Genomic DNA, 12,151 nt, shown 5'->3' on the forward strand with positions numbered 1-12,151 from the left:
CACCAGTTCCAAAGAACTGGTGTAAAGGTTTATTTAGACTTGATATAGTTGATACCATCCGCTTTCGGAGCAACAGCTTTACCAAAGAATGCCGCAAGGACTACAATCGTCAATACGTAAGGCGCAATCTGCAGATAAACCTTTGGAACACTTGAAAGCAAAGGCAACTGGTTCCCGATAACCGCCAAACTTTGGGAAGCTCCAAAGAAGAGACTCGCCAACATGGCACCAATAGGGCTCCATTTACCAAAAATCATAGCTGCCAAGGCGATAAATCCTGGACCTACGATAGTTGTCACAGCAAAGTTAACCGAGATTGACTGAGCATAAATAGCTCCACCAATACCACCGAGCAGACCAGAGATCATGACACCGCAATAACGCATGAGGTAAACATTGATCCCCAAGGTATCCGCCGCCTGCGGATGCTCTCCGACAGAGCGAAGACGCAGTCCAAATTTAGTCTTAAACATCACAAACCAAGCAAGGAAAGAGAAAGCAATGGCAAGATAACCAACCAAGCTTGTATGCTTGAAGAAAATGTCTCCCAAGACTGGAATATCAGATAGGACAGGGAAATTAAACTTCCCGAATGAACGCTGAATATTATCTGTTTGTCCCTTGTTGTAAATAGCTTTAACAAGGAAAATTGCCAAGGCTGGCGCAAGCAAGTTCAGCACTGTACCACTCACAACATGGTCCGCACGGAAGGTAATGGTCGCAACAGCATGGATAAGAGAGAAGACAACTCCGACCAAACCAGCTGCAATCAATGAAAGCCACGGAGTCGCGCTACCCAAGCTCTTCTCGAAAGTCAGGTTAAAGAGAACGCCTGTAAAAGCTCCCATAACCATGATTCCTTCCAAGCCAACATTAACAACACCTGCATGCTCAGAATAGGCTCCACCAATACTTGTGAAAATCAAGGGAGCCGCATAAATCAGCATAGATGATACTAATAAACCTAATACCGTTACAATATTCATCCTAGTTTCCCTCCTTCACTTTTTTAGCTTCCTGCCGACGATTTTTAAGGAAATCAAAGATTGTCATACCTGTCATACGCTCAATCAGATAGTGGGCGCTGACAAAGAAGATGATAGAAGCTGTTACGATGTTTACAAGTTCTGTTGGAATCTGAGCCACGTTCATACCTGGAGCACCAACACTCAGAACTGCAAAGAGGAAGGCCGCAAAGAGAATTCCAATTGGAGAATTGGCTGCCAAAAGACTTACCGCCATACCATTGAAACCAACACTCAGGGAACTTCCTTGAACAAAGACATTCTGATAAGTTCCAAGTCCTTCTACTACTCCTCCAAGTCCTGCAAGAGCACCTGAAATAATCATAGATATGATAATAGTACGCTTAGATGACATCCCTGCATATTCAGATGCATTTGGATTAAGCCCTACAGCACGAATTTCAAAACCAAGTGTTGTTTTCTTAAGCAAATACCAAATAACCACTACTGCAATCAAGGCAAAGAAGATACCGATATTCATCCGAGAGTTAGACGTAAGACTTCTCAACCACTCTGTTTGATAAATCGCATTGGCACTGACACGCTTACTAGAGTCAACACTCTGCATCACAGATTCTGGGAAACTATGAATAAGTGCATTTCCAACAAAAAGAACAATATAGTTCATCATAATGGTTACAATAACTTCACTCGTTCCCAGATAAGCGCGTAGAATTCCTGGAATAGCACCAACAATACCACCAGCCACTGCTGCAATGACTACAGTCGCCAATAACATCAGAGGTCGAGGTAAATCAGGGAAGGAAAGTGCAAACCAACCAGCCAAAATCCAGCCAGCTAAGGCTTGACCAGGAAGTCCAACATTAAAGAATCCAGCACGGCTAGCTACAGCAAAGCCCAAACCAATGAGAATCAGAGGTCCCATCGCACGAGAAATCTCACCCAAACTTCTCAAAGAACCAAAAGCTGTTTTAAAGAGGGATTCATACCCCCAGATAGCATCATAACCAAAGATGGCCATGACAACCGCTCCCAATAAAATCCCTAGAAGAACTGAGATTAAAGGAACCGCAATCTGTTGTGTTTTTTTAGACATTTGAAGCTCCCTTCTGAATCTTACCACCGGCCATGAGAATACCAAGCTCTTGCTTATTAGTTTCCTCTGGAGTTACAATCCCCTGAATCTTACCATCGTGGATAACTGCGATTCTATCAGAAACATTGAGGATTTCGTCTAGCTCGAAGCTAACAACGAGGACAGCCTTACCTTGAGTCCGCGCTTCAATCAAACGTTTATGAATGTATTCAATAGCCCCCACATCAAGTCCGCGAGTTGGCTGACTGACAATCAGAAGGTCTGGATCACGGTCCACTTCCCGAGCAATGATAGCTTTCTGCTGGTTTCCTCCTGAAAGAGCTGAAGCAGGTACATATTCGCTAGCCGCCCGAACATCAAATTCATCCATCAACTTGCGTGCGTAAGAATAAATGTTACCGTAATTCAGGATTCCATTTTTACTGAGCGGTTCTTTATAGTAAGTCTGTAAAGCAATATTTTCAGAAATGGACATTGCCAGGACTAAACCATCACGGTGGCGGTCTTCAGGAACGTGGCTGACTTTCATTTCAGTTATCTGCCGCGGCTGCTTACCAATAATAGACTGGTTCTTAATTGTAATCTCGCCAGAGCTAGCTTTTCTGAGTCCTGTAATAGCCTGAATCAGCTCGGTTTGACCATTGCCATCAATACCAGCAATACCAACAATCTCACCAGCTCGGACATCAAGAGAAAGTCCCTTAACAGCTGGAACACCACGGTTTTCTTCAACAACAAGATTTTTTATTGACAAGACAGTTTCTTGAGGATTAGCTGGCTCTTTCACAGTCTTGAAGGAAACAGCCCGTCCCACCATCATTTCAGCCAAATCTTGGTTAGTTGCACCAGCGATTTCAACTGTTTCAATGGATTTTCCACGACGAATAACCGTTACTCGGTCAGAAACTGCCCGAATCTCATCCAATTTGTGAGTGATGAGAATGATAGATTTTCCTTCTTTGACGAGATTCTTCATGATTTTCATCAATTCATCGATCTCAGCTGGCGTCAGAACAGCTGTCGGCTCGTCAAAGATGAGAATGTCCGCCCCACGATAAAGAGTTTTCAGAATCTCAACCCGCTGCTGGGCACCGACAGAAATATCTTCAATCTTAGCAGATGGATCAACTGCCAAGCCGTATTTCTCAGAAAGTTCCTTTATTTCTTTAGTCGCGCCTTTCAAGTCCAACACACCATTTTTGGTGATTTCACTTCCAAGGATGATATTTTCAGCGACAGTAAATGCTTCAACAAGCATAAAGTGCTGGTGCACCATCCCAATACCAAGTGAGGCCGCCTTTGATGGAGAGTCCAGTTTAACTGACTTTCCATTCACTACAATCTCACCGCTGGTTGGCTCAAGCAGGCCAGCCAGCATATTCATCAAGGTTGACTTGCCGGCACCATTTTCTCCCAAAAGAGCGTGAATTTCACCTTTTCTGAGTTCCAAATTGATTTTATCATTGGCTACAAATTCACCAAAAATTTTGGTAATTTCTCGCATTTCAATGACATTTTCATGTGTCATGGCTCTTTCCTTTCCAGAATTTCATTTTATTTCAATAAAATTTACTAGCACAGCCAGTGCTAATAAATTCTATTGACACAAAGGCGTCTCAATTTCAAAAAGAAGCGACCCTACACGGTCGGATCGCTCTTAAATTGTTTTATTTGTCAGGAACAGTGATGCTGCCGTCAAGAATTTTTGCTTTCGCTTCTTCAACAGCCTTTTTAGCATCCTCCGACAGGTTTGTAGTTGTCAAGTCAACTCCACCGTCTTTCAGACCGAAGGTTGTAGTTTTACCGCCTGGGAATTTACCTTTAGCAGTTTGGTTAGCGATGTCTTGGACAGTCTTACCAACTTGTTTCAAGCTTGATGCTAAAACAAAGTTAGACTCTTTACCATCCTTAGACTTGTATTTACCTTCTTCAGTTTGGTCACGGTCAACACCGAGTACCCAAACTTTTTCATCTTCATTTCTTGTTTCGTTAATTGACTTAGCTTCGTTAAATACTCCGGCACCAGTTCCACCAGCAACTTGGTAAACCACATCTGCACCTGCAGCATATTGGGCAGCAGCAATTGTCTTACCTTTAGCAGCATCGCCGAATGAGCCAGCATAGTCTACTTGAATCTTGATAGATGGATCAACTGATTTCACACCAGCTTCGAAACCTTTTTCAAAACGTGTGATAACTGTTCCTTCTATACCACCTACGAAACCAACTTGTTTTGTCTTAGTAGTTTTTGCAGCAGCAACACCAGCAAGGTAAGCAGCTTCATTATCAGCAAAGACAGCTGAAGCAACATTCTTTTGTCCTTCGATAACATCATCGATAATAACATAATTGATTTCTGTGTTATCTTTGGCAGCAGATTCAACCGCATCACGAAGGGCAAATCCGATACCAAATACTAGCTTGTAACCATCTGTAGCAGCTTGATTCAGGTTGTTTGCGTACTGAGACTCATCATTAGATTGGTAGTAAGTGTAACCATTGTCTTTTGAAAGACCGTTTTCTTTACCCCAAGCTTGCAAACCTTCCCAAGCTGACTGGTTAAATGATTTATCATCAACACCGCCAGTATCTGTTACGATAGCAGCTTTCAAGTCAGTTTTCGCATCTGAAGAATCTGAGCGAGAAGCACGGTTTCCACATGCAGCAAGTCCGATTGCTGCGACAGTTACTAGACCAAGACCTAGCCATTGTTTTTTGTTCATTTCTGAACCTCCTAATTAAGATGTGCAACACAGTTGCAAGTTTGAGTTTGGTCAGATGACCGATAACAGACTTATGTTAAATCTGTAAAAGAATATGGAAGTAATTCCTTGACCGTCATCACGACCGTCGATTTATCTTTAGCAACCAAGGTCACTTTTAGATTCCCATCAAAAAATTCTGCCATTACTTGGCGGCAGGCACCGCAAGGTGATATGGGTTTTTCCGTCTCACCATAGACAATCAGCTCCTCAAAGTCTAACGCTCCTTCTGAAACTGCCTTAAATATAGCTGTCCGCTCTCCGCAGTTGGTCAAGCCAAAACTGGCATTTTCAACGTTAACGCCGGTAAATACCCGTCCGTCTTTAGCGACCAAAACCGCCCCAATCGGGAAATGAGAATAGGGAACATAAGCATTTTTGCTGGCTTGGACAGCCATGTCAATCAACTCAGTAGTCGCCACTAGCTTCTTCTCCCTTCATAATTGCCACACCGGCTGAAGTTCCGATACGAGTCGCACCTGCTTCAATAAAGGCCAGCGCATCTTCATAAGAACGAGCACCGCCAGAAGCCTTGACGCCCATGTCAGGACCAACTGTTTTTCTCATAAGGGCAACATCTGCGACTGTCGCACCGCCAGTTGAAAATCCCGTAGAAGTCTTAACAAAACCAGCTCCAGCTTTCTGAGCCAGTTGGCAGGCCTTAACCTTTTCCTCATCTGTCAGCAGGCAAGTTTCCAGAATTACCTTGACCAAGGTACCGTTAGCAGCTTCTACAACCGCACGGATGTCTCGCTCTACAAAATCATAATCTTTAGATTTCAGAGCACCGACATTGATGACCATATCCACTTCACCCGCACCCTTTTGGATTGCGTCCTTCGTTTCAAAAGCTTTAACATCGGAAGTGTTGGCTCCTAAAGGAAAACCAATTGGCACACAAACCTTGACATCTGAGCCTTTTAGCTGCTCCGTAGCAAACTCTATCCAGGTTGGATTGACACAGATACTGGCAAAATCATAAACTTTTGCTTCTTCAATTAACTTCAGAATCTGCTCTTCTGACGCTTCAGGTTTTAAAAGCGTATGGTCTATATATTTGTTTAACTTCATGTTGGATTCTCCTAGAATTAAGCAATAACCTCGATAATCTCGCTTACTGCAACGCTTTCATCACCTATTTTAACATTTTTTTGAAATTCTGTAACTAGTTCTTGAGAAATTTTTTCATTTGAATAAATTTTTGCGAAAACTTCTCCAATTTCGACCCTGTCTCCGACTTTCTTTTCGAAAACAATTCCTGTTTCATAATCTAAGTCGTCAGATTTAACTGCCCGTCCTGCTCCAAGTCTCATGGCAAAGAGGCCGAATTCCATAGCAGGCAGTTCAGTGATATAACCTGCCTGTTCTGCTTTCACATCTACAATATGAGCTGCACTGGATGGACGATAGAGATCTTCCAAGTCACCACCTTGAGCTACAACCATAGCTTCAAATTTCTTCAAAGCAGCACCGTTGGTCAGCTGTTCTCTTACTTCTTCCACCGTTTTCTCAACATCTGCCAGTCCGAGCATAATCTGAGCCAACTCACAAATGAAAGTTGTGATGTCTTCACGACCCCTGCCCTGCAAGATATCCAAAGCTTCTAAGATTTCCAGACGATTGCCGATGCTGGTTCCCAAAGGCTGACTCATATCTGTCAGAACAGCTACTGTTTTTCTTCCGACAGCCTTGCCCAAATCTACCATAGTACGTGCTAGTACACGAGCGTCATCAATATTTTTCATAAAGGCGCCTTCACCAACAGTCACATCCAGAAGTATACTGTCTGCACCAGCAGCAATTTTCTTACTCATGACAGAGCTGGCTATCAGCGGAATTGTATCAACAGTTGCTGTTACATCTCGCAAGGCATAAAGTAGCTTATCTGCCAGCACCAACTGATCTGACTGCCCGATTACAGACAAGCCGATTTCCCGCACCTGCTTGATAAAGTCTTCCTGACTGCGTTCTACCTGAAATCCTTTAATGGATTCCAATTTATCAATGGTTCCACCAGTATGGCCCAGCCCGCGGCCGCTCATTTTTGCAACTGGAACACCGAAGCTAGCTACCAAAGGTACCAAGACCAGAGTCACTTTATCACCAACACCGCCGGTGGAATGTTTGTCTACTTTTATACCTGCGATTTCTGACAAGTCAAACTGCTCTCCAGTTCCAACCATGGTCATGGTTAAATCCGAAATTTCCCGAGTCGTCATGCCCTTAAAATAGACAGCCATTGCAAAGGCTGCCATCTGATAGTCAGGAACCGTCCCGTCCACATAACCCTCAATCAGCCACTGGATTTCCTGACTGGTCAGCTCAAGACCATCTCTCTTCTTTTGGATAATATCAACTGCACGCATCTTATTTTTCACTCCTTAAGATATAGTAGCCTTTGTCCTTCTTGACAATCTCACATTTTCCAAAAACAGCTTCCATCTTTGACTTGGCACTGGGTGCTCCCTGCTTTTTCTGAATCACAAGGGTCAAATCACCGCCTTCTGTCAAATGCTCATAGCTTCCGCTGATGACTTCGTGTACGACTTGCTTACCAGCACGAATAGGCGGATTACTGATAATATGGTCAAAAAAGCCACTGACCTTTTCATAAACATTTGACTGGAAGATATGAGCAGATACCTGGTTTCTCTCAGCATTCTTCTGAGCCAATTCCAAGGCCCGCTGGTTGATATCTACCATGGTCGCAGCTACTCCGTACGCTTTGGCTAAGGTCAAACCTAATGGTCCATAACCACAGCCAACATCCAGCACCCGTTCTCCAGCTTCAAAGTCCAAGATAGACAAAAGAACCCGACTGCCATAATCAATCATTTTTTTACTGAAAACACCAGCATCTGTCAAAAAAGTCAGCCGCTGTCCTAACAGTTCCACATTTAATTCATGAATATCATGTTTGGCATCAGGATTTTCTGCAAAATACATTTTAGTCATACAACCATTTTATCATAATTTTCCTAGAATTGTAAATCGTTTTCATTTCTCCAAAAAGTATGTTATACTAAAGTCCATCATACAGGAGTAACTTATGACTAACGAATTTCTTCACTTTGAAAAAATCAGCCGCCATACATGGCAAAACCTGCACCGCAAAACAACTCCGCCCCTGACTCAGGCTGAACTTAACTCTATCAAGAGTTTCAATGATAAGATTAGCCTGCAAGACGTGACGGACATTTATTTACCCTTGACTAATCTCATTCAGATCTATAAGCGTTCCAAGGAAGACTTGGCTTTTTCCAAGGGGATTTTTCTACAAAAGGAAAGCCGAAAACAACCTTTTATTATCGGAGTTTCTGGTAGTGTGGCCGTTGGGAAATCCACAACCAGCCGTTTGCTGCAGATTCTGCTTTCTCGGACTTTTTCAAATGCGACAGTCGAGCTAGTTACCACAGATGGTTTTTTATTTCCGAATAAAACCTTGGAAGATCATGGCATTTTAAATCGTAAGGGTTTTCCAGAAAGCTATAATATGGAGCTGCTTCTTTCCTTTCTGGATAGTATAAAAAACGGTCAGGATTTCCAAATTCCAGTCTACTCGCATGAGACTTACGATATCGTCCCCCAGGAAATGCAGGAGGTAAAGGCTGCTGACTTTGTTATTGTCGAAGGGATTAATGTTTTCCAGAATCCTCAGAACGAGCGCCTATATATGACAGACTTTTTTGACTTTTCAATTTATGTCGATGCAGAAGTCGAAAATATCGAAAACTGGTATCTAGATCGCTTTAAAAAAATGCTGACTCTGGCCGAAAACGACCCCAAAAACTACTACCACCGCTTCACCACTCAATCAGAAGAGGAAGTAGTAACCTTCGCCCATAATGTTTGGAAAAGCATTAACCTTGTCAACCTGCTAGACTACATTGAGCCAACCCGCAATCGGGCAGAAATTATCCTGCATAAAGCTGGAAATCACGAAATTGATGAAATTTACTTAAAAAAATAAAAAAGCTTGTCAAATCCTAACTTTTCATATATAATTAGATAGTTAGTATTTTCAATGGAGGTGAAAGAACTTGGCAAACATTAAATCAGCTATCAAACGCGCTGAATTGAACGTGAAACATAACGAAAAAAACTCAGCTCAAAAGTCAGCTATGCGTACTGCAATCAAAGCATTTGAAGCAAACCCATCTGAAGAACTTTTCCGTGCTGCTAGCTCAGCTATCGATAAAGCAGAAACAAAAGGTTTGATCCACAAAAACAAAGCAAGCCGCGATAAAGCACGCCTTTCAGCTAAACTTGCTAAATAATGCATACAAAGGGAGCTCTCAGGAGCTTTTTTTGTTTCTCACACAAAGGAGAAAAGGATGAAAATAGCAATTATCGGTTATTCCGGTTCTGGCAAATCCACTTTAGCAGCACAACTGTCCCACCACTACTCCATTCCCAAACTTCACATGGATAGATTGCAGTTCCAACCTGGATGGAAGGATAGTGACCGTGATTGGATGAGTGAACAGATGGATAATTTTTTATCAAAAAATACCGACTGGATTATTGATGGCAACTATTCTTGGTGTTTTTATGAACGCCGGATGGCAGAAGCCGACCAAATCATCTTTCTGAACTTCTCTCGCTGGAACTGCCTCTATCGAGCTTTCAAACGCTATCTAAAATACCGTAACCGGACCAGAGAAAGCATGGCTCCCGGCTGCTCCGAAAAGTTTGACGGGGAGTTTATCTGCTGGGTTATTTGGAAAGGACGACGTCGGACAGCACTGGCAAGATATAAGAGAATCCGACAGACTTTTCCTCAGAAATTCTACGAATTAAGGAATCAAAAAGAACTGACCAGCTTCTTACAGAACCTAAAAACAAGCGAGTCCTAATGACTCACTTGTTTTTATTTGATTTTCTTTTTCTGCGGGAAAAGAGGTAGGCCTAAAGAAGCTATTTTTTCAGCTGGAACCTTCATGCCGTCTTTAATCCACTTGGAAAGAACGGAAACAACTGCCGAACTCCAGAAGGAATTCATGTAAGAATTAGTCGTTTTCTTAGCATTGCGATTGCGCTTTTCCAAAAAGTCAAATACGGCCTGAGTCAGCAGCTTTTCAAAATTATAGTCAATGGCTAGACTGATAACTCGAGCTTCTTTCTTGGCTTCCTTAAAAAGAAAAAGCCAAATCTGATACATCTCAGTTTTAAAGTTAAACTCTTCCAATTTATCCGTAATACCTTGAACAGTGTTTTTGAAAATTTCTTCCAAAATCTGCTCCTTAGAGCTGTAGTTGCGGTAAAAGGCAGCGCGGGAAACTCCAGCTCGCTCAACCAGCTCTGAAATCGTGATTTTTTTGAGTTCTTTCTTCTCCAACAGCTGCATGAGAGAAATTTCCAGAGACTCTCTCGTGATTTGATTGGATTCCTGATTGTATTTCTTTAAATTCGCGAGTGATTTTTCCGATATTTTCTTTTCCGACATAACAATTTCTTCCCTCTTGTCTCAGCTGACAGTTTCCGCTTTCTAGTAAGCATTCTTCATGTTATAATTGTAAAAAAAGACAGGTTTTTTGTCAATTTTTTTATTGTACATACTTGACAAAAAAGGAGAAAAATATGACTTGGAAAATTATAGCTGACTCTGGCTGTGACTTTCGTGAAATGGCACACTTGGCCAAAGACACCCAGTTTGAAAGTGTTCCCTTGACCATTCAAGTGGAAAATGAGATTTTTGTAGATGATAAGCAGCTTGATATTGACCTGATGATGGAGAAGATGTATGCTTCTTCTGCTGCTTCAAAGTCTGCCTGCCCTAGTCCAGATGACTATCTCAAAAGCTTTGAGGGAGCCGACAAGATCTTTGTCGTGACCATAACTGGAACTTTATCCGGAAGTAATAATAGTGCACAGGTTGCTAAGAAAATCTTTTTAGAAGAACATCCTGATGCCCAGATTCATGTCATTGATAGTCTTTCTGCTGGCGGCGAGGTGGACTTACTTGTGACTAAACTCAATGAACTCATTCAGCAAGATCTCAGCTTTGATGAAGTTGTTGAAGTCATTAGTCGCTATCAAGAGAAAACCAAGCTTCTCTTCGTTCTGGCAAAGGTAGATAACTTGGTCAAAAACGGCCGGCTTAGCAAACTTCTGAGAACCGTTGTCGGCTTGCTCAATATCCGTATGGTCGGTGAAGCTAGCCAGACTGGCACGCTAGAGCTTCTGCAAAAGGCACGCGGCTCGAAAAAGGCTCTTGCTTCTGCAATCGAAGAGCTACTCAAAGCTGGTTACAAGGGTGGCCGACTCATCATCGCTCACCGCAATAACGAGAAGTTCTGCCAGCAATTTAGTCAGCTGATACAAGAAAAGTATCCCCAAGCTCAAATCGAAACAATACCAACTTCAGGTCTCTGCAGCTTCTACGCTGAGGAAGGCGGAATCTTAATGGGCTACGAAATTTAATAAGGTATCTAAAAAAGTAAAGGATTAGGCTAAGATAATTGACCTACCCCTTTACTTTTTCGATTTAATTCGCTATAATAAAACCAAGTAAAGGAGTTGATATTATGGCCAGAGGAAGAGGCGCCGCAAGCCCCCAAGATAAGGAAGCAAGTCTTCTCATTTCTAAAAAGCTCAAAGAACTTCTCAAGGAAACATGTAAAAAACAAGTCGAACTATCTCGTGAAACAGGCATTCCTGCTAGTACACTGACTGGCTATATCAAAGGGACATCTCTGCCTATCGCAGCCAATCTAGAAAAGATTGCAAGATTTTTTGAGGTAGAGGTTGAAGAAATCGACCCTCGTTACCGACTAATCGCTGACATCCCTCAGCAATTCCCCGATTTAAATCGTATTTATCAACAACTTGACCAAGACAGACAGGAGAAAGGATTAAAGCTACTGGAAGCTAGCCTGACTGAGCAAAAAACAGAAGCTAGCTTACAAGAAGATTACTTCCCCTACTTGGTCCATGAAAACTACTATCTCTCTCAGCATAAACCAGAACAGGCTGATTTGGTCTGGCTGGACAGAGAAATTGACTACGATATTGCTCTTTGGGTACGAACAGACTCTCTGGAGCCCAAGTATCCGAGAGACTCTGTAGCCCTAATCAAGCAGACTCATTTTGAGCTTGCCGGTGCTATCTATGCTATTGACTATGACGGCCAAACCATTATTAAAAGGGTTTTCAATGATCCAACAGGAATTCGCTTAATTTCCCTTAATAAAAAATACAGCGATAAGTTTATCCCGCATGAGGAAGAGCCTAAGCTCATCGGTCGAGTTATGGCGACTTTTATGCCACTGGATGTAGAAAAAATAAAGAAAAACAAATAACAGCTC

The 12,151-nt window shown here is 42.4% G+C and carries 14 protein-coding genes; 5 read left to right on the plus strand and 9 right to left on the minus strand.

Annotated elements, in window-relative coordinates; genetic code table 11:
* Positions 1-29 precede the first annotated feature (29 nt).
* The 8 genes from RYK49_RS07350 to RYK49_RS07385 all read right to left on the minus strand — a co-directional run bounded on the left by RYK49_RS07350 (position 30) and on the right by RYK49_RS07385 (position 7,799).
* Entirely contained in the window at positions 30-986 is a 957-nt protein-coding gene (locus RYK49_RS07350) for an ABC transporter permease (RefSeq protein WP_314366236.1), read from the minus strand.
* A gap of 1 nt (position 987) precedes the next feature.
* On the minus strand, positions 988-2,082 hold the full coding sequence (locus RYK49_RS07355; RefSeq protein ID WP_314830445.1) for an ABC transporter permease: 1,095 nt from the start codon (positions 2,080-2,082) through the stop codon (positions 988-990).
* Positions 2,075-3,610: an ABC transporter ATP-binding protein gene (locus RYK49_RS07360; RefSeq protein ID WP_314830444.1), complete on the minus strand. Its 1,536-nt coding sequence runs from the start codon at positions 3,608-3,610 to the stop codon at positions 2,075-2,077. The genes RYK49_RS07355 and RYK49_RS07360 overlap by 8 nt, the downstream gene beginning before the upstream one ends.
* Positions 3,611-3,749: 139 nt before the next feature.
* The gene (locus tag RYK49_RS07365; protein ID WP_314830443.1) at positions 3,750-4,805 is read right to left on the minus strand and encodes a BMP family protein; all 1,056 of its coding nucleotides are present in this window, start codon (positions 4,803-4,805) and stop codon (positions 3,750-3,752) included.
* Positions 4,806-4,876: 71 nt separating this feature from the next.
* Positions 4,877-5,266, minus strand: coding sequence for a cytidine deaminase (locus tag RYK49_RS07370; protein ID WP_314830442.1), 390 nt, complete (start codon positions 5,264-5,266; stop codon positions 4,877-4,879).
* Complete coding sequence (gene deoC, locus RYK49_RS07375; RefSeq protein ID WP_314830441.1) at positions 5,253-5,915, minus strand: deoxyribose-phosphate aldolase; 663 nt, start codon at positions 5,913-5,915, stop codon at positions 5,253-5,255. Before deoC ends, RYK49_RS07370 begins: the two co-directional genes overlap by 14 nt.
* A gap of 17 nt (positions 5,916-5,932) precedes the next feature.
* Entirely contained in the window at positions 5,933-7,210 is a 1,278-nt protein-coding gene (locus RYK49_RS07380; protein WP_314830440.1) for a pyrimidine-nucleoside phosphorylase, read from the minus strand.
* 1 nt (position 7,211) lies between these two features.
* Positions 7,212-7,799 carry a class I SAM-dependent methyltransferase gene (locus RYK49_RS07385; protein ID WP_314865361.1) on the minus strand — a complete coding sequence of 196 codons (588 nt, stop codon included), beginning with the start codon at positions 7,797-7,799 and terminating at the stop codon, positions 7,212-7,214.
* 94 nt (positions 7,800-7,893) lie between these two features.
* Here RYK49_RS07385 and coaA point away from each other — a divergent pair, with 94 nt between their 5' ends.
* From coaA to RYK49_RS07400, 3 genes are all read left to right on the plus strand, one after another.
* Positions 7,894-8,814, plus strand: coding sequence for a type I pantothenate kinase (gene coaA, locus RYK49_RS07390; RefSeq protein ID WP_002895656.1), 921 nt, complete (start codon positions 7,894-7,896; stop codon positions 8,812-8,814).
* Between the two features lie 70 nt (positions 8,815-8,884).
* Complete coding sequence (rpsT, locus tag RYK49_RS07395) at positions 8,885-9,121, plus strand: 30S ribosomal protein S20 (RefSeq protein ID WP_002895661.1); 237 nt, start codon at positions 8,885-8,887, stop codon at positions 9,119-9,121.
* A gap of 57 nt (positions 9,122-9,178) precedes the next feature.
* Complete coding sequence (locus RYK49_RS07400; protein ID WP_314830438.1) at positions 9,179-9,700, plus strand: DNA topology modulation protein; 522 nt, start codon at positions 9,179-9,181, stop codon at positions 9,698-9,700.
* Between the two features lie 14 nt (positions 9,701-9,714).
* On the opposite strand, the gene RYK49_RS07405 is transcribed toward RYK49_RS07400, so the two are convergent.
* Complete coding sequence (locus RYK49_RS07405; protein WP_002895666.1) at positions 9,715-10,290, minus strand: TetR/AcrR family transcriptional regulator; 576 nt, start codon at positions 10,288-10,290, stop codon at positions 9,715-9,717.
* 134 nt (positions 10,291-10,424) lie between these two features.
* Between RYK49_RS07405 and RYK49_RS07410 the strand changes: the two genes are divergently transcribed.
* Together RYK49_RS07410 and RYK49_RS07415 are read left to right on the plus strand one after the other, a co-directional pair.
* Entirely contained in the window at positions 10,425-11,267 is an 843-nt protein-coding gene (locus RYK49_RS07410; protein ID WP_314830437.1) for a DegV family protein, read from the plus strand.
* A gap of 104 nt (positions 11,268-11,371) precedes the next feature.
* Positions 11,372-12,145 carry an XRE family transcriptional regulator gene (locus RYK49_RS07415; protein WP_314830436.1) on the plus strand — a complete coding sequence of 258 codons (774 nt, stop codon included), beginning with the start codon at positions 11,372-11,374 and terminating at the stop codon, positions 12,143-12,145.
* Positions 12,146-12,151 lie beyond the last annotated feature (6 nt).

It is taken from the genome of uncultured Streptococcus sp., from assembly GCF_963525625.1.
Classification (GTDB): Bacteria; Bacillota; Bacilli; order Lactobacillales; family Streptococcaceae; genus Streptococcus.

Bases quoted from the DNA above. Each gene is read 5' to 3' on its own strand.
- RYK49_RS07415 (WP_314830436.1), top strand. From the start codon at position 11,372: ATGGCCAGAGGAAGAGGCGCCGCAAGCCCCCAAGATAAGGAAGCAAGT.
- RYK49_RS07410 (WP_314830437.1), top strand. From the start codon at position 10,425: ATGACTTGGAAAATTATAGCTGACTCTGGCTGTGACTTTCGTGAAATG.
- coaA (WP_002895656.1), top strand. From the start codon at position 7,894: ATGACTAACGAATTTCTTCACTTTGAAAAAATCAGCCGCCATACATGG.
- RYK49_RS07365 (WP_314830443.1), bottom strand. From the start codon at position 4,805: ATGAACAAAAAACAATGGCTAGGTCTTGGTCTAGTAACTGTCGCAGCA.
- RYK49_RS07355 (WP_314830445.1), bottom strand. From the start codon at position 2,082: ATGTCTAAAAAAACACAACAGATTGCGGTTCCTTTAATCTCAGTTCTT.
- RYK49_RS07385 (WP_314865361.1), bottom strand. From the start codon at position 7,799: ATGACTAAAATGTATTTTGCAGAAAATCCTGATGCCAAACATGATATT.
- RYK49_RS07360 (WP_314830444.1), bottom strand. From the start codon at position 3,610: ATGACACATGAAAATGTCATTGAAATGCGAGAAATTACCAAAATTTTT.
- RYK49_RS07380 (WP_314830440.1), bottom strand. From the start codon at position 7,210: ATGCGTGCAGTTGATATTATCCAAAAGAAGAGAGATGGTCTTGAGCTG.
- RYK49_RS07400 (WP_314830438.1), top strand. From the start codon at position 9,179: ATGAAAATAGCAATTATCGGTTATTCCGGTTCTGGCAAATCCACTTTA.
- RYK49_RS07405 (WP_002895666.1), bottom strand. From the start codon at position 10,290: ATGTCGGAAAAGAAAATATCGGAAAAATCACTCGCGAATTTAAAGAAA.
- RYK49_RS07350 (WP_314366236.1), bottom strand. From the start codon at position 986: ATGAATATTGTAACGGTATTAGGTTTATTAGTATCATCTATGCTGATT.
- deoC (WP_314830441.1), bottom strand. From the start codon at position 5,915: ATGAAGTTAAACAAATATATAGACCATACGCTTTTAAAACCTGAAGCG.